Annotated in this window: 25 protein-coding genes and 1 pseudogene; 5 read left to right on the top strand and 21 right to left on the bottom strand. The window is 64.2% G+C overall.

Annotated elements, in window-relative coordinates; translation table 11 throughout:
• Window positions 1–316 (top strand): nickel-responsive regulator (locus EI28_RS01790; RefSeq protein ID WP_048112149.1); only part of this gene is annotated, 316 nt, incomplete at its 5' end.
• Here the strand turns inward: EI28_RS01790 and EI28_RS01785 are convergent.
• The gene (locus tag EI28_RS01785; RefSeq protein ID WP_048112147.1) at window positions 313–603 is read right to left on the bottom strand and encodes a DUF2098 domain-containing protein; all 291 of its coding nucleotides are present in this window, start codon (window positions 601–603) and stop codon (window positions 313–315) included. The genes EI28_RS01790 and EI28_RS01785 overlap by 4 nt on opposite strands.
• Window positions 604–656: 53 nt before the next feature.
• On the opposite strand from EI28_RS01785, the gene EI28_RS01780 reads away from it, so the two are divergent.
• Window positions 657–1,850: a YcaO-related McrA-glycine thioamidation protein gene (locus EI28_RS01780; protein ID WP_048112145.1), complete on the top strand. Its 1,194-nt coding sequence runs from the start codon at window positions 657–659 to the stop codon at window positions 1,848–1,850.
• Window positions 1,851–1,964: 114 nt separating this feature from the next.
• On the opposite strand, the gene EI28_RS01775 is transcribed toward EI28_RS01780, so the two are convergent.
• The 14 genes and pseudogenes from EI28_RS01775 to EI28_RS01710 form a co-directional block, all read right to left on the bottom strand.
• Window positions 1,965–2,933, bottom strand: coding sequence for a histone deacetylase (locus EI28_RS01775; RefSeq protein WP_048112143.1), 969 nt, complete (start codon window positions 2,931–2,933; stop codon window positions 1,965–1,967).
• A 5-nt stretch (window positions 2,934–2,938) separates the two neighbouring features.
• Complete coding sequence (locus EI28_RS01770; RefSeq protein ID WP_048112141.1) at window positions 2,939–5,587, bottom strand: oligosaccharyl transferase, archaeosortase A system-associated; 2,649 nt, start codon at window positions 5,585–5,587, stop codon at window positions 2,939–2,941.
• Window positions 5,588–5,671: 84 nt separating this feature from the next.
• Window positions 5,672–6,814 (bottom strand): glycosyltransferase, encoded by a 1,143-nt coding sequence (locus EI28_RS01765; protein ID WP_048112139.1) that lies wholly within the window; start codon window positions 6,812–6,814, stop codon window positions 5,672–5,674.
• Window positions 6,815–6,827: 13 nt separating this feature from the next.
• Window positions 6,828–7,919: a DegT/DnrJ/EryC1/StrS aminotransferase family protein gene (locus EI28_RS01760; RefSeq protein WP_048112168.1), complete on the bottom strand. Its 1,092-nt coding sequence runs from the start codon at window positions 7,917–7,919 to the stop codon at window positions 6,828–6,830.
• Window positions 7,916–8,515 carry an N-acetyltransferase gene (locus EI28_RS01755; RefSeq protein ID WP_048112137.1) on the bottom strand — a complete coding sequence of 200 codons (600 nt, stop codon included), beginning with the start codon at window positions 8,513–8,515 and terminating at the stop codon, window positions 7,916–7,918. Before EI28_RS01755 ends, EI28_RS01760 begins: the two co-directional genes overlap by 4 nt.
• Complete coding sequence (gene glmS, locus EI28_RS01750) at window positions 8,512–10,251, bottom strand: glutamine--fructose-6-phosphate transaminase (isomerizing) (protein ID WP_048112135.1); 1,740 nt, start codon at window positions 10,249–10,251, stop codon at window positions 8,512–8,514. Before glmS ends, EI28_RS01755 begins: the two co-directional genes overlap by 4 nt.
• A complete protein-coding gene (gene glmU / locus EI28_RS01745; protein WP_369792233.1) occupies window positions 10,252–11,406 on the bottom strand; it encodes a bifunctional sugar-1-phosphate nucleotidylyltransferase/acetyltransferase in 1,155 nt (384 codons plus the stop codon).
• Between the two features lies 1 nt (window position 11,407).
• Window positions 11,408–12,607, bottom strand: a complete 1,200-nt coding sequence (glmU, locus tag EI28_RS01740; RefSeq protein ID WP_048112133.1) for a bifunctional sugar-1-phosphate nucleotidylyltransferase/acetyltransferase — start codon at window positions 12,605–12,607, stop codon at window positions 11,408–11,410.
• 4 nt (window positions 12,608–12,611) lie between these two features.
• Window positions 12,612–13,868 (bottom strand): phosphoglucosamine mutase, encoded by a 1,257-nt coding sequence (glmM, locus tag EI28_RS01735; RefSeq protein WP_048112131.1) that lies wholly within the window; start codon window positions 13,866–13,868, stop codon window positions 12,612–12,614.
• Window positions 13,869–13,905: 37 nt separating this feature from the next.
• On the bottom strand, window positions 13,906–14,511 hold the full coding sequence (locus tag EI28_RS01730; RefSeq protein ID WP_048112129.1) for a hypothetical protein: 606 nt from the start codon (window positions 14,509–14,511) through the stop codon (window positions 13,906–13,908).
• The gene (locus tag EI28_RS01725; protein ID WP_052379636.1) at window positions 14,508–15,122 is read right to left on the bottom strand and encodes a cyclase family protein; all 615 of its coding nucleotides are present in this window, start codon (window positions 15,120–15,122) and stop codon (window positions 14,508–14,510) included. The genes EI28_RS01730 and EI28_RS01725 overlap by 4 nt, the downstream gene beginning before the upstream one ends.
• A complete protein-coding gene (locus EI28_RS01720; protein ID WP_048112127.1) occupies window positions 15,119–15,781 on the bottom strand; it encodes a protein-L-isoaspartate(D-aspartate) O-methyltransferase in 663 nt (220 codons plus the stop codon). The genes EI28_RS01725 and EI28_RS01720 overlap by 4 nt, the downstream gene beginning before the upstream one ends.
• A 16-nt stretch (window positions 15,782–15,797) precedes the next feature.
• A complete protein-coding gene (locus EI28_RS01715; protein ID WP_048112125.1) occupies window positions 15,798–16,910 on the bottom strand; it encodes a SufD family Fe-S cluster assembly protein in 1,113 nt (370 codons plus the stop codon).
• Window positions 16,895–17,625: pseudogene (locus EI28_RS01710) on the bottom strand (ABC transporter ATP-binding protein). Before EI28_RS01710 ends, EI28_RS01715 begins: the two are co-directional and overlap by 16 nt.
• 235 nt (window positions 17,626–17,860) lie before the next feature.
• Between EI28_RS01710 and EI28_RS13885 the strand changes: the two are divergent.
• A complete protein-coding gene (locus EI28_RS13885) occupies window positions 17,861–18,016 on the top strand; it encodes a hypothetical protein (protein WP_155937213.1) in 156 nt (51 codons plus the stop codon).
• A 15-nt stretch (window positions 18,017–18,031) separates the two neighbouring features.
• Here EI28_RS13885 and EI28_RS01705 read toward each other — a convergent pair whose 3' ends face one another.
• From EI28_RS01705 to EI28_RS01700, 3 genes are read right to left on the bottom strand one after another with little or no spacing between them, the layout of a single operon-like run.
• Window positions 18,032–19,135 (bottom strand): hypothetical protein, encoded by a 1,104-nt coding sequence (locus EI28_RS01705; protein WP_048112123.1) that lies wholly within the window; start codon window positions 19,133–19,135, stop codon window positions 18,032–18,034.
• Between the two features lie 4 nt (window positions 19,136–19,139).
• Window positions 19,140–19,418, bottom strand: a complete 279-nt coding sequence (locus EI28_RS14650; RefSeq protein WP_231476533.1) for an HAD-IA family hydrolase — start codon at window positions 19,416–19,418, stop codon at window positions 19,140–19,142.
• Entirely contained in the window at window positions 19,376–19,906 is a 531-nt protein-coding gene (locus EI28_RS01700; RefSeq protein WP_231476532.1) for an HAD-IIA family hydrolase, read from the bottom strand. Before EI28_RS01700 ends, EI28_RS14650 begins: the two co-directional genes overlap by 43 nt.
• A gap of 130 nt (window positions 19,907–20,036) precedes the next feature.
• Here EI28_RS01700 and EI28_RS01695 point away from each other — a divergent pair, with 130 nt between their 5' ends.
• Window positions 20,037–20,537, top strand: a complete 501-nt coding sequence (locus EI28_RS01695; protein ID WP_048112163.1) for a hypothetical protein — start codon at window positions 20,037–20,039, stop codon at window positions 20,535–20,537.
• An 83-nt stretch (window positions 20,538–20,620) separates the two neighbouring features.
• Window positions 20,621–21,748 carry a ribonuclease H-like domain-containing protein gene (locus EI28_RS01690; RefSeq protein ID WP_052379635.1) on the top strand — a complete coding sequence of 376 codons (1,128 nt, stop codon included), beginning with the start codon at window positions 20,621–20,623 and terminating at the stop codon, window positions 21,746–21,748.
• A gap of 226 nt (window positions 21,749–21,974) precedes the next feature.
• Here EI28_RS01690 and EI28_RS01685 read toward each other — a convergent pair whose 3' ends face one another.
• Genes EI28_RS01685 through EI28_RS01675 form a run of 3 tightly spaced genes read right to left on the bottom strand, consistent with a single transcriptional unit; the run spans window position 21,975 to window position 22,944 of the window.
• Window positions 21,975–22,181 (bottom strand): helix-turn-helix transcriptional regulator, encoded by a 207-nt coding sequence (locus EI28_RS01685; protein ID WP_048112121.1) that lies wholly within the window; start codon window positions 22,179–22,181, stop codon window positions 21,975–21,977.
• Window positions 22,178–22,561 (bottom strand): hypothetical protein, encoded by a 384-nt coding sequence (locus EI28_RS01680; RefSeq protein ID WP_048112119.1) that lies wholly within the window; start codon window positions 22,559–22,561, stop codon window positions 22,178–22,180. Before EI28_RS01680 ends, EI28_RS01685 begins: the two co-directional genes overlap by 4 nt.
• Window positions 22,558–22,944, bottom strand: a complete 387-nt coding sequence (locus tag EI28_RS01675) for a hypothetical protein (protein WP_048112118.1) — start codon at window positions 22,942–22,944, stop codon at window positions 22,558–22,560. Before EI28_RS01675 ends, EI28_RS01680 begins: the two co-directional genes overlap by 4 nt.
• Window positions 22,945–23,233 lie beyond the last annotated feature (289 nt).

The raw sequence follows: 23,233 nt of genomic DNA, 5'->3' as shown, positions 1-23,233 counted from the left end.
AGGGATACGGGATTCAATACGAAGTTACATCACTCACTACCAGTGGATATCCGACGTAAAAGGCGAGCGCCAGGGTGTCATCACCATGGTGTACGAACATGACCAGCGGGGTCTGCTCCAGACGCTCACCGAGATCCAGCACCAGTATGCCAGCAGCATTCAGGCATCTCTGCACTCGCACGTGACCCACAACAAGTGCCTCGAAGTGATCCTGATCCGGGGTGACGGGGCCGTACTGAAGGACATTACCGAGAGACTGATGGCGCAGAAAGGTGTCGAGGCGGTGAAACTCACCACCATACCGGTCGAGGGTTAACTGCCGCCCTCGCAGCTCCGATCGATCCCGTTATCCCAGGCTGCCTTGAGCTGTTCCTGGAGTTGCTCGTGCTCCTTGAGGTAGTCCTCGAGAGAGCGCTCCTTTTTCTCCACCTTCCCGGTCGTTTTGTCGGCGCCGATGAGTTCGTCCACCCGGTAATAAAGTCCGGTGCTGTCGACTTCGGCATACCTCCGATCGTCGATCTCCTCGATCCGCACGACCTTTCCGGTCGTGCCGGTGCGGGGGTACCGGACGACTGCGCCCACTGCTACGTCATCCGTGCTCATACGAGGTAGTATATCTGCCATACTATTAAGGTATCACCTCCAAGGTATCTTCAATGGCAATCACGATTCGCCCGGTAGAGAAGCTGTACTTTGATGGAACCCATCGTTCCCGGTCTCCGGAGGAGACCCGTGCCGTCGTGGAGCCGCTGATGACGGAGATCGGCGTCACCGAGATCATCGACGTCACCCCGCTCGACCGTATCGGGATCCCGGTTTTTGCGGCGGTTCGACCGGGAGCGGCCCGGGGAGCGACCCGCGTCCACGCGGGAAAGGGTAAGGAGCCGGTTCACGCCCGGGTCTCGGCGATGATGGAGGCGCTCGAGCGCTACTGCGCCGAGTATCGGGGCGACCGGATGGAGTGTGCGACGTACGAAGAGATCGGCCCGGGAAGGGCGGTGCATCCCGAAGACCTTCTCCTCCCCCGGAAACTCGAGCAGGGGGAGAAGGTTCACTGGACGCCGGGGTGGGATCTCCTGAACGACGAGGAGATCTACGTCCCGAGTAACGCCGTCTTCCACCCCTACGACTCGCTCGGCATGGCGATCCCGCTCTTTCGGAGCGACACGAACGGGCTGGCATCAGGGAACGTCATCGAAGAGGCGATCCTGCACGCGCTCTTTGAGGTGATCGAGCGGGACGCGCTCAGCGTCGCCGACGCAAAACGCGACCTCGGCCGCCGCCTCGTCATCGAGAAGGAGTGCGCCGCCCGCGAGGTCATCGACCGGTTCGAGGAGAACGGGATCGATATCCACCTCTGGCTGCTCGACGGGAAGACCAATGTCCCCACGGTCGCGGCGGCCGCGGACGACACCGTCACGAAAGACCCGGCGATGCTCGTCATCGGGTCGGGGACGCATCTCTCTCCGGAGATCGCCGCGCTCCGCGCCCTGACCGAGGTCGCCCAGAGCCGGGGGAGTTACCTGCAGGGCGGTCGTAACGATCCGCAGCGGGAGATGATCATCAGGAAGGCCGGATACGAGCGGCTGAAGCGGATCAACCGGATGTGGTTTGACGACGCGGACGCCGTCGATATCGCCGACGTACCCGATGCGAGCACCAGACGGTTCGACCTCGACATCCGGCAGGTGCTCGAGGAGATCGAACCCCACACGGACAGGGTCTGCGTCTGCGACCTCTCCCGGACGGCGGTGCCGGTGGTCCGGGTCGTCGTCCCGGGATTCGAGGTCTCCTATATGGACCCCGACCGGAAGCGGCCGGCGCAGGGCGAGGATCTCCCCAGGTTTTAGTCCCGGAGGTTCCTGCCCCTCACCTCCGCGGCGCTCCCGCTCCGGGCGTTCCGCCCGTCGCAACTCGAAAACGCTTCGCGTTTTCTCAAGCTCCGGTTCTACGAACCGTCGCATTCAACAGAACCGGACCTTCTTCAGGAGGTCCACGATCCTTTCCGTCCCCCGGTTCAGCGGTCTCTCAGCCGGCTCGAACCGCTTTCCCGCGAGAGCCTGGAATATTGCGTGAATCGCCTCCCCGATCGACGGGCCGTAGCCTCCTTCGAGCGTCAGTGCGAGGGGGAGATCCGTGCCGTCGGCGAGCATCCCGGCCAGCACGCCGTAGTCCTCGGGTTCGAGGTTCATCCGCCCGTGCTCGTCGTCGGCGAGACCGTCCTGCCCGGCCGAGATGATCAGGACGTCGGGGCGGAACCGGGCGATTGCCGGGACAAAGATTTCTTCGAAGACCTGCGCGTAATCGGCGATGGTCGAGCCCGCCGCGAGCGGCGCGTTGAGGGTATACCCCCGGCCTCTCCCGGTGCCGATCTCGTCCACCCACCCGGTCTTCGGGAAACTGTTCTCCTCGTGCACCGAGCAGTAGAGCACCCGGTCGCTCCCGTAAAAAGCCGTCTGAGTGCCGTTGCCGTGATGCAGGTCCCAGTCGAGGATCGCGACCCGGTCGACCGACAGGAGTGCTTTCGCCGCCGCGACGGCGGCGTTGTTGAAGATGCAGAACCCCATCGCGCGATCGGGCTCGGCATGGTGGCCCGGGGGACGGACCAGGGCGAAGAGGTGCTCGCCGTCGAGTGTCCGCTCCACTGCCGCAAAGGTCGACCCGGCGGCATAGGATGCGGCATCGAAGGAGTGGCAGGTGACATAGGTGTTCACGTCCAGAAAACAGGTTCCCGTCGCCATCTCCCGCACCCACCTGATGTATCGCGGGTCGTGAACCCGTTCCAGGTCGCTCTCGGTGGCGCGGACGGGGGCACGCCACCTCACGCTTTCCGGGATCCCCGAGAGGGCCGCCCGTAACCGGGCACCCGACTCGGGGTGAGCCTCCATGTCGTGTCTGGTAAAGACGTCACCGTAGATGACTGAAGACCGCATCCTCGTCAGTTAATGGTGCGTCCCTGCAGGATATCCTCTTCGGTGACGTCGAACGTCTGGCCGGTGCCCGCAATCCGATACTGACCGGTCGCCTTCACCTCGCCCGACCACCCGGACGTTGCGTACGGGACGACGAACGTGCCGTTCACGCTCTCCTGCCGGTAGGTAAACTCCCGGCCGGTGTTCGTGACGATGGGGACTTCGATGATCCCTTCGCCCCTGATCGTGGCCCCGGGGACGTACTCGAATATCTTGACCGTCTTGAGATCGGGCCCGCCTTCACCGACGTTGCCGTAAACGTTTCCGGGTGTCTCGTGGACGAGCCGGTAGTGCTGGAGCGCCGGCACCCGCTCAAGCGGCTGGAGGATCGAGTCTCCCTGGAACTGGTAATACATGTTCAGGAGCGTCGCACCCGACCCCGCCGGCGCATCTCTGTTGTAGGCTTCCACCGCGGCCGCGCCTGCGGTGGCGTTCATCTGCACTGTGCGCGTGATGACCGGGAGGGAGGTGTTCGCCGCTTCCGGCTCACGGTACTCGGCGTAGATCACCGATGCCTCTGTCGGATCGGTCATGGACCCATCGAAGTTGTGGAGCCGGGAGACCATCGTCAGGTAGTATTCCTGGGTGTTGAACGGCACCGCCTGGTAATTCGTCGAGCCCGCGCTCTCCGGGAGGAGGAAGTAGGGCTGGAAGGGCTTCTGACCCACCTCGGGGTCGGCCCAGGTCGCCGGGGCGTGGAATTTCATGGTGTCGAGCTGGATGTCGGTAATGACGTAGCGGGTGCCGACGTTGTCGAGAACCCGGTTTGCGGCCTCCTCGGAGGTCGAGACGAAGTAGGTTGCCGACCCGTTCGGACCGGAGACCCCGTGCTGGAACGGGTTGTTGTTCGGGATCCGCTTCGAGAGGAAGGTGATCCAGTGACCGTAGTCCCACCAGGACATGACGCCGTAGGCCTCTTCGGGGTAGGTGAAGGTGTTCCGGTCGTAGATCGCGTAGTAATCGACGCCGGGGTCGGGGGTGTTCTCGCCCATCCACTCAAGCGCCTCCATCCACTCCGAGTCCATGCCGCCGTACTTCGCGCTGTTGGCGAGAGCGATGTTCCCCATGAGGGATGTCCCGGCAAAGAGGAGCGTGACGGCGACGGCCGCGGCGAGCGCTCCGACTTTGAGATAATCGGGCTGATCCCGTTTGGGGTTTTTCGCCTTCCGGGTATCGGGAGCCTTGCCGCCCTTCTTGCCCTTCTTTGCCGGTGTCTCCTGCTTCTCGGCGGCCTCAGGTGCGGGAGATGCCTTGCTGCCGCTCCCTCTCCCGAGGAGACGTGCCACGTCTTTCCAGGTCGCATTTATGACCGCGCCTGCGAAGACCGCCGAGAGCAGGGCGATGTTTGCGGCGAGGTAGTATTCGTAGCGGACGTGTGCGGCCGTCGACGCCAGGATGATCCCCGACCAGATCAGGACGAAGATGTGGGCCGGGTTCACCCGTTCAAGGTTCTGCCAGAGGAGGGCTACGGCCCCGCCGGCCGCGAGTACGAGGCCCCAGTGGAACGTCGCCCAGGCGGCGGCAAACGACCAGGCCCGCGCCTCCTGGACGGTCGTGGTGACCGGTCGCTCACCGAAGAAGGAGACGAGGCTCGATATAAGGAGGTTGTAGATGTCGGGCAGGGCGATGTAGAGCACCGCGACGGCGAGTGCCGCGATGGCCGCGAGCGCGGCCGGGAAGTAGTACCTGGGCCGGTCCTTCAGGAGGATCGAGAGCCCGTAGAGTGCGACCGTTCCCGCGATGAGGGCGGCGTAGACGATGACGTGCCCGACGCTGTACAGGGAGAGGCTAATGCCGGAGTGCGGGAAGCCGAAGATCGCCATCCCGACGATGACGACGCCGAAGACGACGGTGTTTATGAGAACCAGGTACTCGCTCGATCTCTCCTGGAAGAAGTCCAGGATGAACTGGACCAGGGTGAAGGCTGCCACGATGAGCGCGAAGAGGACCATCGTCGGCATGTTGAAGAACCCGAGGAGGTACGCGATACCGGCGAGGGCCGCTGTGATCACCGGGATCTTCAGGGTCTCGAAGTTCTTCGGGGAGAGCGGCCGGTCGCGCGCCGCAAGCAGCGCCACGACGTAGGCGAGGACGAAGATCGTCGAGAAGAGCGTCTCTGCGATATGGTGGTCGACGAAGCCGAAGAGGGATCGGTAGGCGTAGTTGCTGCCGATGACCGCGATGAGGCCTGCTGCGATGAGGCCGGTCTTCCAGTCGGCGATCTTTTTTGCAAGCAGGTAGGTTACCGGCACCATCGCGACGGCCATCAGCGGCGGAACCCAGGATGCTACCACCATGATCTCGGGGCGCGTCGCTGCGCCGGTGAGGACGCAGAGCGCTGCTATGATCTGAACAAAGAGCGGCCCCCAGTAGATGGTGTCGGCGGTCGGATAGAGCGTCATGGCGTCGAACCAGGCGTAGTTTGGGAAGTTCGCGACGGTCTGCTCCACCTGGCGCAGGCTGTACCAGGGGTCGTTGCCCAGGAGATTGACGCCTTCGGCGGTCACCAGGCCTTCCGAAGGGATGCCCCGCGTCCAGAGCGTGAGCAGGGCAAACAGGACGATAACGCCAATGATGATGTATGGTTGGTACTTCTTAAGATCCATCTGAGCCATCGGACACTCCTTGTTACGAATCTGTTTCCCTTCGAACCATTAATAACCTTGGCGTATCCGCGACACCGGAAAAAAGAGTGGATTTTAGCGTATTCCCGTCAACCGCTCGAAGATCTTCTCGAACGCCTCCGCCTTCTTCTTCCAGCTGTGCTCCTCGATCCCGGCCGGGCACCGGCCCGGGGAGAGGGCCAGTTCGTCGACCCGCTTGAGGAACTCAGTTCTATCCCGGTAGGCGGCGATATGGTCGCCGCCCATCCGGAGCATGTCGGGGATGGGGGTCGAGAGGATCGGTTTTCCGCATGCCGAGTACTCGAAGTACTTGTTCGGGAGCGCGATATCGACCCACTGCGGGGGGGAGAGCGGGATGAGGCAGAGGTCCATCGGTGCGATGTAGCCGGGGAGGTCACGGTAGTCGACAGCCCCGGTGAAGTGTACTCTGCCAGCGATCCCGAGCCGGGCAGCGAGTGCCTGCAGTTCGTCCAGGTAGCCGGTGAAGAGCGAACCGCCGACGATCAGGAGTTCCGCGTTCGGGTGCCGCTCGAGGACTTGTGGGAACGCCCGGATCACCTCGTCGAGGGCGTACCACCGCTCGACCGCCCCCGCAAACCCGAGCACGAAGGCGTCGGGGGCGATCCCGAGGGCGGAACGCATCGCCCCGTCGTCAGTCGGGCGGAAGAGGTCGGTGTCGACGCCGTTCGTGATCAGCTCGGCCTCGTAGCCGTATCGGCGGAGTTTCTCGACGAGCCCCGGGGAGACCGTCGTGACGACGTCGCTGTGGTTCAGATTGTAGCGGGTTACGGCGAGAACGCCTTCCCGGAGCAGCCACTTGACGGCGGGGTTTTTGTAGTAGGCGGCGGCAGAGTCGGGGAACCAGTCTTTGAGGTCGAAGACCGCCGGGACGCCGGCCTTCTTCGCCGCCCGGACCATCGCCGTCCCCGCGAGGACGTGAGCCCCGACGACGACATCGATATCGTGGTCATGGATGATCTCGCTGATCACCCGGTAGTGGCAGGGTGCGTTCAGGGTGTAGTGGAGGAACGGGCTCTCGACGGGAAATTGCGTCGCCTCGTGGACGTGGAGTCGGGTCTCGCGCTCCTTGCCCCGGCTGACGTGGAAGTGAGGAACGTGGACCTCGTGCCGTGTCGCGAGCTCCTCGAAGATGTTGTGGTGCCTCGAGGGGATCGGGTGGTGGATGTAGTCCTGGGTGGAGACGAGTAGAATTCTCATAAATATTCAAAAACTATAGGACCCGGAGCCCCCGCACCGCGTCGCAGATATACGCCAGTTCTTCTTCCGTCACCGCCGGGTGGACGGGCAGGCTCACGACCGATGCCGCAAGGTCGTCCGCAACCGGGCAGGAAACGTGCTCGTTTTCGTAGACCGGCTGCCGGTTGACGGGGATGGGGTAGTGGACGGCGGTCCCGATCCCCTGCTCCGCGAGAGCGTCCATGAACGCGTCCCTCGAGAGCGGGTAGCCGGCCGGGAGTTTCACGACATACTGGTGGTAGACGTGCCGGACGCCCGGCGCGACGCAGGGCGTCGTGAGTCCCGTGCCCGCGAGGTGGTGGTTGAGGTAGCGAGCGTTCTCTATTCGGCGCTCGTTGAACCCCTCGACCCGCCCGAGCTGCACGAGGCCGATGGCGGCGGCGATGTTCGTCATCCGGTAGTTGTAGCCGACCGCCGAGTGAAGGTACTTCTGGCTCTGGCCGTGGTTGATAAAGAGCCGGACGTTCTCCGCAAGGTGATCGTCGTCGGTCGTGACCATGCCCCCCTCGCCGGTGGTCATGTTCTTCGTCGGGTAAAACGAGAAGCAGGCGAGGTCGGCGAGGCTCCCGGCCCGCTTCCCGTGGTACTCCGCGCCGTGCGCCTGGGCCGCGTCCTCGACGAGGACAAGGTTGTGGTCGTCGCAGACCTCGCGGACGGCACCGACGTCGAACGGCTGCCCGAAGAGGTGGACCCCGACGACCGCCCGGGTGTCGGGGCGGACGAGGGCCGCGACCGAGTCCGGGTCGATGTTGAACGTCTCCGGATCGACGTCTGCGAAGAGCGGTGTCGCTCCGCACATCGAGACGCTTGACGCCGTCGCAAAGAACGTGAACGCCGGGACGACCACCGAGTCCCCCGGCCCGACGCCGGCGGCGAGGAGAGCCGCATGGAGCGCCGCGGTGCCCGAGTTGACGCCGATCGCGTGGGTTGCACCGCAGTAGTCCGCGAACCGCGACTCGAAATCCGCAACGACCGACCCCTGGGCGAGCATCCCCGACCGCATCACATCGGCAACGGCCGCGATCTCCTCCTCGCCGACGAGCGGCCGGGCGACGGGGATCTTCACGGGCACCGCCTCGCTTCAGGGGGGAGCGGCCGGAACCGTGCGGGCGTTCCCACCGCGAGCATTCCCGGCGGGACGTCCTTCGTCACCACCGCTCCCGCGGCGACGAACGCACCCTCGCCGACGGTGACCCCCGGGAGGATCGTTGCGTTCGCACCGATGACGGCATCGTCCCCGATCACCGGGCCCCGGAGGGATTCGTGGGGGCCGGGCGGATAGCGGTCGTTCGTCAGCACGGCGTTCGGGCCCACGAAGACCCGGTCGCCGATCCGGGCGCCGGTAGGGATGTAGACCAGGCTCTGGAGCCGGACGTCGTCGCCGATCGTGCAGTCGCCCTCGATCACCGCCGCCGTTCCGATCGCGACCCTGTCGCCGACGGTCGTCTTTTCGCGGATCAGCACGTTATGGCCGGTCTGGAAGGTATCGCCGATCACGACGTCGCAGTATATGACGGTGCCCGACCGGAGGACTGCGTTCCTCCCGATGGTGGTGCCGGGGTAGTCTTCCTCTCCCATCCGGTCGCGGGAAGGAAACCCGATGGTCACCGGCTCGAATATCGTCGCCCCCTCGCCGAGGGCGTTGTGTCCATACTCAATCATTCAACGGTCACGCTCTTTGCCAGGTTTCGCGGCTTGTCGACATCCCGCTGCAGGGCACACGCGGTGTGGTAGGCCAGCAGCTGCAGGACGACCGACGCGGTCAGCACCTGCACCAGAAGGTGTGTGTTCGGAATAGGGATGAAGATGTCCACGATATCGGCGAGTTCCGTATCGCCGGCAACCCCGAGAGCGATGACCGGGGCTTTCCGTGCCTTCATCTCCTTGATGTTCGAGGCCATCACGCCGTAGGTCGAACCGGGGGTGCAGACGGCGACCACCGGCGTCTCGGGGGTGAGCAGGGCAAACGGCCCGTGCTTGAGTTCTCCCGCCGCATACCCCTCGGCGTGGACGTAACTGATCTCCTTCATCTTCAGGGCGCCTTCCATCGAAACCGGGTAAAACGGCCCTCTTCCCACGAAGAAGACGTGTTCGGCCTTCGAACAGAGGGCGACCGCCTCCTTGATGTCCTGGAGGAGGACGTCGCCGATGGCCAGGTGCGCGTGCGAGAGGATATCGTCGAACGCCCCCTCGCAGCGCAGGTTGACGAGTTCCATCAGCGCTGCAAGCTGCGCCGTGTAGGACTTGGTCGCGGCGACGCCGATCTCGGGCCCGGCCCGCATCAGGAGGGTCTCGTCCGCAACCCGGGTGACCGTGCTCCCCTGCATATTGGTGATGGCGAGCGTCGGGCAGTTGCGGGCTTTCGCCATCTTCAGGGCGGCGATCGTGTCCGCCGTCTCCCCCGACTGCGAGACCGCGATCACGAGGCCGCGGAGGGGCGGGGTGAAATACTTGAACTCCGACCCCATCTCGACCCGTACCGGTATGTTGCAGAGCGGCTCGGCCAGGTACTTGAAGGCCAGGGCGGTGTGGTAGGATGTTCCGCACGCGACCAGGGTGATCTCGTCGGCCTCCATGACCATCCGCTGCACGCTTTCGTCGATGCCCGCCCTGATGGTCTCGTAGAAGGACTGGGGCTGCTCGTAGATCTCTTTTAACATGTAGTGGGCGAATCCGCCCTTCCGGGTATCCTCGACGCACCAGTTGATCAGTTCGATCGGGCGCTCCACCGGCTGACCGTCGTGGTAGATGGTGTAGCGGCCGGGCGCGAGATCGGCGACGTCGCCGTCTTCGAGGAAGATCACGCGTTCGGTGTACTCGAGGAGCGGCGTCATATCCGAGGCGGCAAAGATCTCGACATCCCCGACGCCGAGAACGAGCGGGCTTGCGTCGCGTGCGGCGACGATTTGCTGGGTATCCTCCGCGATCACGAGGACGGCGTACGAACCTTTGAGCAGGGGGAGGGTCGCGTTGACCGCCGCGAGGAGATCGCCGTCGTAGTGCTCCTCGATGAGGTGGGCGATCACCTCGGTGTCGGTCTCCGACCGGAACGTATGGCCGCGCCCTGCGAGTTGCCGCTTCAGCTCGCCGTAGTTCTCGATGACCCCGTTGTGCACCACGGCGATCCTGCCCGAGCAGTCGGTGTGCGGGTGGGCGTTGAGGTCGCTCGGCTCGCCGTGGGTGGCCCACCGGGTATGCCCGATCCCGGTGCATCCCCGTAGATCGACCACCCCGGCCTCGCCGTCCGAGATGCGGCCGGTTTTCTTGTAAACCTCGATTGCGCTCCCGACCGTCGCGATGCCGAAGGAGTCGTAGCCCCGGTACTCAAGCCGCTTCAACCCCTGGATCAGGACCGGCGTTGCATCCCGTCTCCCGATATAGCCGACGATTCCGCACATCTACATCACCCGCGTGCCGTCCTCGAGGATGCCGATCACCGTCTTCCCCTCCCCGACGGTGACACTGTTACCGGCGATACAGTTCTTAAACGTTGTGAAGGGTGCCGCGCGGACTCCCTCGCCGAGGACTGCACCGAACTCCTCCTTCTGGATGCGGCCTCCGACTTCGAGGAGGCTCGCGGACGGGTAGGTGGTGGTGTGGTCGGCAAGGATGCACCCCTGGCCGAAGACCGCCGAGACGATCCTCGAATGCGACCCGATCGTGACGTCGCTCATGATGAGCGAGTCGGCAACGTAGGTGAACGGTTCGAGGATCACCCCGTCGCCGATGCTCGTATCGGGCATGATCACGGTGTTCGGCCCGATGGTGCAGTTGTTTCCGATGGCGACGGGGCCGCAGATGACGGTGTTCGGCCCCACGGTCGTCCCGGTGCCGATACGCACGGTACCCCGGCGGATGACGGATGCGTCGACCGCCCCCGCGATCCGGGGCTTGATCCCCCTGAGCATCCGGCTGTTCAGTTTCAGGAGATCCCAGGGGTAGACGGCGTCCTGCCAGTCGTCTGCCGGGATCGCGCGTATCCGCCGGCCCGATGCGATCATGGCGGAGAGGGCGTCGGGGATCTCGGTCGTCTGGAGATAGGAGAAGACGTCGGGGGTGAAGGAGTAGATCCCGGTCGATACCGTGAACGTCGGGGCGTCTTCGGGTTTCTCGACGATCTCGCGAACGATGCCGTTTCTGATCACCACGACCCCGAAGTTCGAGGGGTTCGGGTGTTCGGCGACGAGCATGGCGTTCTGCTCCTCCTTGATCCGGGCTATCGATTCGGCGTTGATGTAGTTGTCGCCGGGAAGAACCAGGAAGTTGTCCGTGATCTCCGACTCGGCCGCCCGGAGAGCATCCGCGGTCCCGAGCTGGCGCTCCTGCACGACGACCTGGATCGGGGCGTCGAGCCTGTTGAGGTGCCGGATGACCTCCTCTTTGCGATACCCGACCACCACCACGATGTCGCGGATTCCGTTCTCCAGGAGGGCGTCGATGACGTACTCGATGATCGGCCGGTTTGCGACCGGGAGCATGGCCTTGGGCTTGCTTCTCGTCAGCGGCCGCAGACGGCTCCCTTCTCCCGCTGCTAGAATGACTGCCTGCATCATATCACCTGATGATTGAGTTGTCCTCGATGCATCCTTCAACGAGGGAGTGGGGAGCCGCCCGGGTGCCGCTGCCGACGAGGCTTCCGACATTGACCGAGCAGTTGATCCCGAAGAGGACGTCGTCGCCGATGATGGCGCCGAACTTCCTCCGCCCGGTAGTCTTCCCGCAGACTTTCACCGCTCCGTTGTCGTGCCTGAGGTTCGCGACCTTGGTGCCCGCTCCGAAGTTGCAGTTACTCCCGACGATGCTGTCGCCGATGTAGTTGAAGTGGGGGATCTTCGTCCCCGACATGATGATGGAGTTCTTGAGCTCGGTCGCGTGCCCGATATGGCAGTTATCACCGATGGCAGTGGAGCCCCGGATATAGGCGTGGGGACCGATGACGCAGTTCTCGCCGATGATGCAGGGTCCTTCGATGTAGGTTCCGGCCCGGATGACCGTCCCCTTCCCGATGCCGACCTTCTCCGGGACGGTGCATCCGTCCTCGACGGTCCCGTGCCGTTCGTGGCGGATCGAGGAGAGAAGCCCCTCGTTTGCGTCGAGGAGATCCCACGGCTGCCCCACGTCGAGCCAGTAGGCGAGCGAATGTGCCCTGAGCGTCCCTTCCCTGATGTAGGTGTCGAGTGCGTCGGTCAGCTCGAACTCGCCCCGGCCCGATATCTTGAGCCCCGAAAGGAGGTCGAAGATGCCGGGTTCGAAGAGGTAGGCGCCCGCGTTGATCAGGTTGCTCTTCGGGTCTTCGGACTTCTCCTCAAGACCGGTGATGCGGCCTCCTTCCACCGTCACGACGCCGTAGTCCTGCGGGTGGTCGGTCTCGTGAATCCCCACGCACGGAGCGTCCATCCGGCAGAATTTCCTGATATCGTCGGATTTGAGGATCATGTCCCCGTTCAAGAGGAGGAACCGGTCGTCGATCATCCCTGCCGTCGCCCGCAGGGCGTCGGCGGTGCCGAGCTGGTGGCGCTGGGTCACGTAGGCGATATTCACGCCGAGGCTGCTGCCGTCCCCGAAGTGGTTCCGGATCTCGCGTTCGAAGTACCCGACGACGAAGGTGAAGTCGGTGATTCCCGCGTCGCGGGCCGCGACGACAAGGTGCTCCATCATCGGGCGGTTCGCGATCGGAAGCATCACCTTCGGGCGCCGGGCGGTCAGGGGACGCATCCGTTTCCCCTCTCCTGCTGCCAGTACGACACACTGCATATATCTACTCCAGAATACGTTTCGCCCGCTCAAGGGCGGTATGCCCCGCTTCAAGCATCTCTTTTGCCTTTGCGGGTGTTTTTCCCTCGCCCGTGATCCGGACCTTCGGTTCGGTGCCGCTTGCCCGGATCAGGTACCAGCCGTCTTCATCCTCGACCCGGACCCCGTGCGTCGGCTCGTCTGCTCCCATCGCCGCCATGACCTCCCGCGGGGAGGCGATGCGATACGATTCCCGCAGAAGGGTGTAGCGGGGCATCCGGTCGAGTTCATCTGCGATCGACCACTCCGACGCGATTTCGCAGAGGAGGGCCGCGGCGTAGATCCCGTCCGGGCAGTAGGAGTGCTCGGGGAAGATCCAGCTCCCCGACGCTTCGCCGCCGAAATCCCCCCATGAGAGGAGTTCTTCGGAGACGAAACTGTCGCCGACCGGCGTGCGGCGGACTTCCGCGACCTCCTCGATCGCCATCGAGGCGTCGACGGTGGTAACGACGCGCTTGCGGTCGAGATACTTCGCAAAGAGCATGAGGAGGTGGTCTCCGTCGATATAGCGGCCACGTTCGTCGAACGCCATCATCCGGTCGGCGTCGCCGTCGTGGATCACCGCGCACGCGGCGTCCCGCCGCCGGACGATCTCGCCGATGTAGGGGAGGTTTGCTTCGAGCGGCTCCGATGGGCGGGCAAACCTGCCCATGACGTTGCAGTTCAGGCCAATCACGGCCGTCCCGGCCGCGGCGAGGAGGTCGGGAGTAATGACGCTTCCGGCGCCGTTGCCGCAGTCGAGCACGGCAGTGATGGGGCGTGAAAGACTGACCTTATCGAGGATTGCCTCCCGGTGCGCGTCCACCGCGTCTATCGGCCGGGCGTGCCCCTGTTCGTCCCAGTTCTTCCAGTGCGTCCTCTCGATTGCGTCCTCGATCGCCGCCTGCTGCCGGAGGGTGAACGACGACCCGTCAGGGTTGAACAGTTTGACCCCGTTGTAGGACTCGGGGTTGTGCGAGGCTGTTATCATGCACCCTGCGCCCGTATTCCTCGTAGCGTGCGCGACCGTCGGCGTGGGCGCGATGCCGCAGGAATAGACGCTTGCACCGGCCGAGAGCATCCCGGAGACGACGCAGTGCTCAAGCAGTTCGCTGGTCGTGCGGGTGTCCCGGCCGACGGCGATCTCCGAAGCCCCGGCTGCGATCGCCGCTCCGACGCGGAGCGCGAGGTCGACGAGACCGGGGCCGAACTCCTGCCGGATGCCGGAAGAGCCGAAAAGCATACTCCTGTATAATCCTTTCTTTCCTAAAAAAAGGTATTCATCGTCCGTAGGGGCACCAGTGCTCAAGATTTATAAGGCCGCTGACCCCGGAGGCCGACGGTCCGAGGAATATCGTCCGTTTCTTCTCCCGGTACTCGTCGATGCAGGCGACCCCCGCATCGCTCGTCATGCCGTCCCCGCCGACCAGGAGGATATCGGCCGCCTCGGGTGAGTCGACGATCTGTTCCGCAAGCGCCCGCTCGAGCACCGGCATCGAACCGACGAGGTAGACCTTCTTTCCGGCGACCTCGCGGGAGAGTTCCGCAAGACAGGGACCGTAGCTGTCGGGGGTGCAGGGCCGGAGCCTCCGCGACAGGCAGAGGAACGCCGAGACGGTGTTGATGATCGCGCCTGCAGCCCCACGCTGCTTTGGGTTTGCAAGCGGCGCACCGAACATAAAGGAGATCCGGGTGTTCGCCCGGATCGGCTCATCCGTGATGAACTGCCCGCTCTGCCCGCCGAAGCGCCCTTCCATGCAGGTGCCTTTCGGGTACTGGCAGGCATCTGCATCACAGTTCACGCCGAGCGTCACGATTCCGTCCTCGCATCCGCTGTGCGCGAGGATTATCTCCAGTCTCTCGATAGCATCATGCCAGAAACTCATGGTTCTTCCTCCGTATCCGACAGGATTGCCCGCACGGGTGATCCGTCGGCACCTTTGAGCCGCATCGGGAGCGCCGTCATGAAATAGTTGCCTTCCGGTACGGCAGAGAGGTCGAGCAGTTCGAGGATGACCGTCCCGCTCCCGAGCAGCCGCCGGTGGACGGAACCGTCGCAGTCAAACGACTCGATCGACGGGGCGTCGATCCCGAGGCAGGTTATCCCGGCGCCGACGATCATCTCCGCCGCTTCGGGGGAGAGCGACGGGTACCCGGGATCGAACTCCCGCCGCCCGGAAAACCAGGTCTTTATGAGGATCGTCCTCGTGCCGTCGAGGCGGCCGGCGAGGTGACCGGGTTCGATGACCGCCCGCGCGTCGCTGCAGTCGAGCACCCGTGCGGGCCCCATCAGCACCGCAAGCGGGATCTCGTCGACCGTCAGTCCCCCCTTGATGTAGTGCGACGGGGCGTCGATGTGCGTTCCGGTATGGCTCCCGAGAACCATCTCGGTCACGCGGTACTGCCCGTTGTCGATTTCGCGGAACCGGGGCCGGACGTCTCCCGGGTAGAGGACGGCGTCCCCGGAGAGGTCCCGGGTGATGTCGTAGACCGTCACGGGGACACCTCTCCCTGCCACCCGAACTGCCCGATCAGCGGCACGAAACAGACGCCGCCGAGCGGGATCGTCTCCACCCTGCCTTCGCGTTTGACGAGTTTGACGAGATCCTGGCATTCCCGCGGCCCGACGGGAGCGACCAGCCGTCCTCCCTTGCCGAGCTGGTCGATCAGGGGTTGGGGGATCTCGGGTGTTGCCGCCGTGACGACGATGGCGTCGTAGGGTGCCTCCGGCGGATAACCTTCCGTACCGTCGCCGACGACCACCTCAACGCCGGTGACCCCCGCCCGCGCGAGGTTCTCTCGCGCCCGGTCGGCGAGGTGGGCGAGGCGTTCGACGGAGACGACCTTCGCGGCGAGTTCGGCAAGGAGCGCCGCCTGGTAGCCGCTGCCGGTCCCGATCTCGAGGACACGGTCGTGGGAGCGGATCTCCAGTTGTTCGGTCATGACGGCGACGATGTAGGGCTGGGAGATGGTCTGCCCCTCACCGATGGGGAGCGGCCGGTCGTCGTAAGCCGCACGTTTGAGGTTTTTGGGCACGAAGAGGTGGCGGGGGATCTTTCGCATCGCGGCGAGCACTCTTTTGTCTCCGATTCCCCGGGCCCGGATCTGGAACTCCACCATCTCCTCGCGTTCCCGTCTGCAGGGATCGGTCTCCATCCTCCCGTCTCCCGAATCAGAAGCCTGATTCTGCTTTATCGATCGCGGCGTCGATCTGCTCCTGCAGGACCGCAGGGAGACCGCTGATCTTCACATCCAGGAACCCGCGTATAATGGTTGCGGTGGCCTCCTCTTCGGAAAGTCCCCGGGCCATGAGGTACTCGATCTCGTGCCGGGCGATCTTACCTACCGCGGCTTCGTGGGAAAGTTCGGTGCCGGTCAGCGTCCCCTCGATCTCGGGGATGGCGTGGACGATGCCGTCTTTCAAGATCAGGCCCTTGCACTCGATATGGCCGCGGGTGTTGTCTTTCTCGCCGAGGATGTGGCCGCGGGAGATGACCTTGCCGCCGGTGGTGATCGCCCGGGTGATCAGTTCGGCGCTCGCGTTCTCGGCGCCGAGGATGGCGCGGGAGCCGAGATCGAGGGTCGAGCCCGGTGTCGCGACGACGATGCTCGAGAACCGGGCAACGGCGTTCTTCCCGACCAGGCGGGCCGTCGGGTACATCTCGATACGGTTGACCGGCTGCATGCAGACGTAGTTCGAGAGGAAGGTTCCGTCCTCCTCGACGACGGTGGCGCTCCGCGGGAAGACGCTGATGCCGGGGTTCCAGTTGTGGATCATCGTGGACGTGACCTTGGCGCCTTTGCCGACGTAGATCTCGGTCACCCCGATATGCGCCCCGTGCTCCTTCTGCCAGGAACTCGCGCACCCGGAGATGATGTTGATCTCCGAGCCTTCCCTCGCGATGAAGATGTTGTGGACGTGCTGCACCGGCTCTTCACGCAGAAAGAGGCAGGCCTGGAGGGGCATCTCGACCTTCACGCCTTCGTGAGCGATGACGACGAGGCCCTGCGGGTTCTCCTGCTTCGCAAGGTATTGCGTGTATTTGTCCTTGTCGCGCGAGACGGCGTTCCAGTAGTAGTCCCTGACCCAGTCGTACTTCTCGAGGGCGGCCTTGATGGGGATCATCTCGACCCCTTCGGCCCCGCAGGTGGTCTGGATCACGTCCTGGTCGACCTGGAAGAAACTCCCGCACCTGTTCTGCATCCCGACTTCAAGGCCGGTCAGGGCGAGGCGTTCCCGGTCCTCCTGCGAGAGCTGTTCGATATCGGTTACCTCTGTTTGCAACGCATACACTCTCCGTATCCTTTCTCCTTGACCACGCGCAGGATCTCGCGGGGGTTCCCGTGGCACCGGATCCGGCCGTCGATCAGCACGTGCCCCTGGTCGGCCTCGAGGTAGTCGAGGATGTAGCCGGTGTGGGTGATGATGAGGCCGCTACGGCGGCGGTTGACGATATGGACGTCCTTCTCGAGGAGGCCCGCGATCTCTTTGCCCATCAGGTTTATGTTCTCAAGGTCGACACCGCTCTCCGGCTCGTCTAGCATGAGAAAATCGGGCTGCTGGACCTTCAGTTGCAGGATCTCGCTCCGCTTGATCTCGCCGCCGGAGAACCCTACGTTGGTGTCCCGGGCGAGAAAGTCCTCCATGTTGACCGTCTGCGCGAGCGCCTCTATCGCGTCGTTGCCGAGATGTGAGGTGGCGCCGAGGAGTTTTCCGAGTTTCAGCCTGATAACGCGGGCGGGTGCTGAAACATCATGCCGATTCCGAGATGGGCGCGCTCGTGGACCGGCATCCCGGTGATATCCGTTCCCTTAAAAACGATGGATCCGGACGTGATCGTGTAGCCGCCGAACCCCATGATGGCTTTGAGCAGCGTGCTCTTCCCCGAGCCGTTCGGCCCCATCAGAATATGGGTCTCCCCCTGCCCGATATGGAGGTTGATGTCGTGGAGTTTCTCGGTGCCATCCACTTCCACGTGCAAATCACTGATATCCAGCATACGGCACTCCGTTCCATGTATTTGTCAGGGGATACATTAACACTTGCCACCAGAACTGTTGTCGTTTCGGCCGGCGGGAGGTTGAATTGCGCCGATTTGACGGTTTTGGAAGGATCTTCCGTTACTCTCGGCCTCTTCGTTAGAATGGGGAGGGGATTGGGGGCGGAATCGCGGCTGTTCACTTTCACCCCGCACGCGGCCTACGGTTAAGTAACGCTCTCACGCCGTTTGATGTATGGAACGATCCGAATTCACCACGTTTTCCTGCCTCGCCGAGCGGGCTGCCCGGTATCCGACCGTTGTTCGGCGCAGCCAGATGCATAAGGCGGCGTACTTCGCCTCCGGCGCCCCGGCAAACCACACTCCTCTCCGGGCAGAGAGCCACGCGTAGGTCCGGGAGCGGCCGTCACCCCATGAGATACTCCCGGGCCAGAAGGTACGACCCGGGCCGGTCGTGGGCGTGGCCGACGAGGTGGTTGTGGAGGTTCACGGCGGCCTCCGCCTCATCGAGCATGACGTTGTAGGCCTCTACCGCATCGTTGTAGTTCCCGACCATCCTGTTGTATTCCGGGACGAGCCGGTTGTAGTCCCCGGTCTCTCCCGACCGGAAGAGATCCGCCATCTTCGCGTCGAGGGCCACGAGCGCCTCCCGGTCCGCTTCGAGTTCGCGGGTGCGCACCGCGAGTTCCTCTTCGAGTTCCCCGACCCGGTCGCGGGATGCGGAGAGAGCACGCTCGATCGTCTCGACCTCTGAAGAGGCCGTGTAAGACCCGTTTCCGTCCCCGACCGGGATCACGAGCGGGTTGGAGGAGAGGCGTGTCCCGTCCGCGAGCGCCGCAGGCGGAATCCCCACGTAACTTCTGTTCGTGGTCTCGATGTAGGCGTAAGACGTGTTACGGTAGCGGCACCCGGCGCTCTTCACCCCGACGGCCATGTGCTCCTCCTCCCCGAAGTAGAGGAGCGCCGCCCCGTAGCCTTCCCGTGCGAGGAGCCCGGCGAGGAGGAGGCTTTTGTCGTCGCAGTCGCCCTCGGTGTCCACGTAGGTCTCGATCGGGAACTTCGGCTCCACGACAGAGGCATCGGTTCTGTAGGGAATTGACTGCACGAATGCCGCGATCAGCTCGAGGTAACGGTCGTCGTCGAGTTTTTCCCGGTCCCGGATCTCACGGAGAGCCGCGAGCAGGTCGGTATAGAAGGGCTCCTGGTGGGAGTCGCTCGCGAACGCCAGGTAATAGATCGGGATCCACTCCTCTTTCGTGAGGTCTTCGAAGAGGCGGAGTTGCCGGTCGGCTGCTTTTGCACCGGCATAGACCGCCGGATCGGGCTCGATCCGGATCGTCTCCTCGTGATCCCCGAAGGGGAAGGTGTAGACCGGCGCCGGTTCGAGGGCCGCCCCGTCGACCGGCACGATCGACGGCGGGACGACCGCAGGATGGAGGAGGCCACCCAGGCACCCGGTCGCGAGGACCGCAGCGAAGAGGGCGATCGCGGTGAGGATTCGTCGCCGCATGGTATCAGATATACTCCGGGAGGTCCGCGAGCGAGTCGATGACGAGGTCGGGCGCGATGCCTGAAGCGCGGACGGTCTCTTCCCGGTACTTGCCGGTTCTCACCAGGATGCCCTTCATCCCGCAGGCCCGGGCGCCGCCGATATCGGTGACGATGTCGTCGCCGACCATCGCCGCCTCCCCGGGATCCGCCCCGATCTCCCGGAGCGCCCGCAGGAAGAACGCCGGGGAGGGTTTCCCGATCACCTCCGCCTCTTTCCCGGCGGCGTATTCGAGCGCGGCCACGAAGGTCCGGCCGAGAGCATCAGCCCGTCCGCCCCCATCCAGTACCGGTCCTTCTCGAGCGCGACGAGGTCTGCGCCGTCCATGAGGAGGCGGAACGCCCGGTTCAGGCGCTCGTAGGCGAGGCTGTCGGCCGCATCGGCGACCACGACCGCATCGGCACCCTCCTCAACGGCCGTGATGCCGGCATCCTCGAAGTCCGTCCGGGCGTCGGGGGTGGTGAGGAGGAAGCACCGTGTTCGGCCCCCTTCCCGCAGGTGTGCGGCGGCGGCGACCGGGGCGGTGATGATCCGGGGTTCCGGGACGGCGTAGCCGAGGCTCTCGAGGCGCTCGGCGACCGAACGGCGGGAGCGGCGGGTGGTGTTCGAGACGAACCGGTAGGGTATCCCCCGCCGGTCGAGTTCCCGGAGCGTTTCCCCGGCCCCGTCGACCGCCCGGTCGCCGACGTAGAGGACGCCGTCGATATCGATCAGGACTGCTCCGATCTTCATGTCTTCCTTCTGTTGTCCGCGGGAGTATTTATGCGGTGCCCGGGAGGGGCGGCGGATTCGTGAGAACCTTCATGGGGTTGCAGGTGTACCCGTCCCCGATCCGAAAACCGCCATGAGGAGGGATGAGGATATGGATGCATTCGAACGGATACCGGTGGACGTGCGCTGGAAACTCGCCGCCCGGGAGGTCTCCGCGCTGCCGCTTGCCTACCGGAGAGCCATCAGGGACGGCGCCGACGATCACCTCTACAACGAGGTCGAGCGGGCGGTGTGGCGGGAGCAGGGCCGGGAAACAGGCGTCATAGCCCGTGCTTTCGGAATGCCCCTCGGAAACGCCCGGGAGGTTACGGAAGCGTTTGCGGCGGCGACGAGGTTGCTCTTCGGGCCGGAATACCGGTACGAGGTCGACGACTTGGGACCGGGAGAGGCGGTTCTGACCGTCAGGGGATGTGCGATGACCGCCCGGGCAAAAGAGCAGGGGGAGAACCCGCTCGCAGCCTGCAACGCCTGCCATGCCTACACGAACGCCGCGATATCAGGCCTGAACCGTGACTACGCCCCGAAGTACCGGAGCGCGATCTGTGCCGGTGACGCAGCGTGCTCGATCGTGGTTGGGCCTGCACGACGGTGACGCGGGAGGGCACGCCCCCGTTCACTTTCACCGTGCGGCGGGTATCTTGAATGCGGGCGGAGTGCAAACCCTCTGCCGGAAGAATGGTTCGCGCGTTTAATCGGGCGGGGAGGCACGTTCCGGGCATCCGGCCGCCGTTCATCGCCTGCCCGGATGATGAGGAAGCCCGGAGGCTCCGGGACGACCTCGTCGCCGGATACCGGGGCCGGACGCTTGAAGACGTCTTTTGCGGCCGTGAGACGCTGTGCCCTTCCGGGGCGTGCTATGTCATCGAGTCCGAAAGCCCCATGAGCCTTGATGCCCGGGACCCCGACCGGGCGGCAGCTGCCCTTCTCGGCGACCTCACCCTGGTCCGCGGCATCGGCGAAGCGACCCGGCGGCGACTGGAGGAGCGGGGTTGCCGGTCGGTCGCCGATCTTATGGGGCACCCTCGCTACCGCCGTGATGCCGTCAGGCTCCTCGATTCGATAGCGGGAGGGGACACCCGCGATCTCGTGGGAGAGATCGAGCGGCGGCGGCGAAGGAGCGACCCGCTCCTCCTCGAGGCCAGCCGGCTCCACGCACCCGAAGATTTCGTCTTTCTCGACATCGAGACGCTGGGGCTCTTTTCACGGCCGATCATCCTCATCGGCCTCGCCCGGGTAAGCGGCGGGTCGATCGCCGTCCGCCAGTACCTCTCAAGGTCGGTCGAAGAAGAGGGAGCGGCGCTCGCCGCCGTCCTGCCCGACCTGGAGGCGGAGGGTACGGCCCTCGTCACCTTCAACGGCCGGGCGTTCGACGTCCCCTACATCCGGGATAGGCTCGCCTGCCACGGCATCCCGGCAGACCTCGCCGTCCCTCACTTCGACATTCTCCACTTCGCACGCCGGCGCTGGAGGGGCTCGCTCCCCTCCTGCAGGCTTGGTGCGCTCGAGACGGGGGTTCTCGGCGTCGCCCGGGCGGACGACGTCCCGAGCCGGATGGTGCCGGAGTTCTACGAGACCTACCGCCGGACCGGAAGCCCCGGGCCGCTTGTCCCGGTCGTGGAGCATAACCGGCAGGATATCGTCTCGCTTGCCCGGCTCTTCGCGCTTCTCCGGGGGGATGGCGGCGGCGGTGCGGCACCCGGCCGGGACCGGTCGGAGGGGAACCGCAGGACGGAAAATATCGAGACGAACCCGTGGGTTGCCGAAAAAATACTTCCTTCGTACCGCGCCCCGCCCGAAAAGTGAGTATATTTCTTGATTGTATGTTCACCGGTGAATAAAAATGCGAATGTTCGATAACGGTCTTAAATTATGTTTCTTTGCAAATCAGAGGCAATTTATCGGAAATAAAAGAACAAAATGTTTTTGTAAGTCCTGTTTCAGACATTAGAAACTGCCCCCAATATCTTTTTTCGCAGTTCGTCACTCCCGTACTGTCGTCATCCGTCGTGCAGTCACCCGCATGATACGGTCATGCCAGGTCCTCTTCCTCGAAGGTGAAGACCTCCTCGATGGTGGAGCCGAGCGTGTGGGCCACTTTGTAGGCGAGTTTCAGGGAGGGGTTGTACTTTCCCTTCTCGAGGAAGACGATCGTCTCCCTCCTGACCCCGACCCGCTGCGCCAGTTCCTCCTGGGTAATCCCCGCCTTCGCCCGGAGCTCCCGGATCCGGGTCTTCACCCGGCGTCTCCCTCCCGGAGCAGGTATAGTTCCGCAACGCTCGCGCTGATCCCCGCAAGAAGGAAGAGTGCAACCAGCACCTCCCTCCCGCTCAGCCGGGCCATGCCAGCAAAATCGACGAAGAGCAGGAACATCAGGGCGACAAACGAGACCTGCCAGGCGTACGAGCGTGCGAACGCGCGGATCTTGCGGAGCCGTTCGTCGTCTGGGGGGCCTTCGTCGGTCTCCATCCGCTCCATCACGGCCCCGGTGATGAGCAGCACCCCGAAGGGGATGAGGATGATGGGTATCCAGGGGTTCAGCCCGGGGAGGATCACGGCGAAGGCGGTTCCGGTGAGGATGGAGGCCCCACCGACCACCGCCTGCAACGTCGGCCTCACGCCACGTCCCCCTGCCGGAAGAGGTACCACTGGAATAGCCGTGCGGAGAGCCCCATCAGCAGGATGGCGGAGAGCAGCACGGCTTCGACCGTGAGGGCGACCACGCCGAGATAGTCCACCCAGAAGAGGAGCGCGAGGAAGACGATGGTGAGAAGCCAGGAGTAGGAGATGGCGTAGCCCCCAATCTTCTGCGTCCGCTCGTCTCTCTCCGGCTCGTCCCGGAACCTCCAGTGCCGGACCACGGCCACCGCGAGGATCACGAGACCGATCGTCACCATAAGCGAGGAGAGCGCCTCCGTCCCGTCTACGAGGAACGGGAGGAGGATGCCTGCAGCACCGAGAACCGCTCCCGCCGCAATCTGAACCGCGTATCGTCTCTTCATCGTTGCACCTGTTATGTATATCTAACATGGTGTTAGAAAAATATAACTTTATCGGTCTTGAGCGGTCAGGCTCCGGGGACGAGACGCCGGGTAGGCCGTAAATACCTGCCCTGCTCACGTTTCCGGGGAATTAGCGTCCTTAAACGCCCTCGATGCCGCGGATGTCCCGGCGGGATCGCCGCGTTCGGGTGTGCACGGCATGCGTGGGGTCTCCGGGCAACGGCGGAGCCGGGGAGAAGGGTTGACTTCTCGATCTTCGATGTCCGTAATTTCTCGAGATTTCTCCAAA

This window comes from Methanoculleus sp. MH98A, assembly GCF_000691865.1.
Taxonomy (GTDB): Archaea; Halobacteriota; Methanomicrobia; order Methanomicrobiales; family Methanoculleaceae; genus Methanoculleus.
Note: the sequence above shows the minus strand (reverse complement) of the source record. Positions and strands in the feature narration are given on the sequence as shown.

Coding starts and splice junctions, on each gene's coding strand:
- EI28_RS01700 (WP_231476532.1), bottom strand. CDS start 19,906: ATGAAGATCGGAGCAGTCCTGATCGATATCGACGGCGTCCTCTACGTC.
- EI28_RS01690 (WP_052379635.1), top strand. CDS start 20,621: ATGGTTCGCGCGTTTAATCGGGCGGGGAGGCACGTTCCGGGCATCCGG.
- EI28_RS13885 (WP_155937213.1), top strand. CDS start 17,861: ATGGAACGATCCGAATTCACCACGTTTTCCTGCCTCGCCGAGCGGGCT.
- EI28_RS01705 (WP_048112123.1), bottom strand. CDS start 19,135: ATGCGGCGACGAATCCTCACCGCGATCGCCCTCTTCGCTGCGGTCCTC.
- glmU (WP_048112133.1), bottom strand. CDS start 12,607: ATGCAGTGTGTCGTACTGGCAGCAGGAGAGGGGAAACGGATGCGTCCC.
- EI28_RS01675 (WP_048112118.1), bottom strand. CDS start 22,944: ATGAAGAGACGATACGCGGTTCAGATTGCGGCGGGAGCGGTTCTCGGT.
- EI28_RS01770 (WP_048112141.1), bottom strand. CDS start 5,587: ATGGCTCAGATGGATCTTAAGAAGTACCAACCATACATCATCATTGGC.
- glmU (WP_369792233.1), bottom strand. CDS start 11,406: ATGATGCAGGCAGTCATTCTAGCAGCGGGAGAAGGGAGCCGTCTGCGG.
- EI28_RS01755 (WP_048112137.1), bottom strand. CDS start 8,515: ATGATTGAGTATGGACACAACGCCCTCGGCGAGGGGGCGACGATATTC.
- EI28_RS01775 (WP_048112143.1), bottom strand. CDS start 2,933: ATGCGGTCTTCAGTCATCTACGGTGACGTCTTTACCAGACACGACATG.
- EI28_RS01780 (WP_048112145.1), top strand. CDS start 657: ATGGCAATCACGATTCGCCCGGTAGAGAAGCTGTACTTTGATGGAACC.
- glmS (WP_048112135.1), bottom strand. CDS start 10,251: ATGTGCGGAATCGTCGGCTATATCGGGAGACGGGATGCAACGCCGGTC.
- EI28_RS01720 (WP_048112127.1), bottom strand. CDS start 15,781: ATGGAGACCGATCCCTGCAGACGGGAACGCGAGGAGATGGTGGAGTTC.
- EI28_RS01730 (WP_048112129.1), bottom strand. CDS start 14,511: ATGAGTTTCTGGCATGATGCTATCGAGAGACTGGAGATAATCCTCGCG.
- EI28_RS01785 (WP_048112147.1), bottom strand. CDS start 603: ATGAGCACGGATGACGTAGCAGTGGGCGCAGTCGTCCGGTACCCCCGC.
- EI28_RS01695 (WP_048112163.1), top strand. CDS start 20,037: ATGGATGCATTCGAACGGATACCGGTGGACGTGCGCTGGAAACTCGCC.
- EI28_RS01765 (WP_048112139.1), bottom strand. CDS start 6,814: ATGAGAATTCTACTCGTCTCCACCCAGGACTACATCCACCACCCGATC.
- glmM (WP_048112131.1), bottom strand. CDS start 13,868: ATGCTTTTCGGCTCTTCCGGCATCCGGCAGGAGTTCGGCCCCGGTCTC.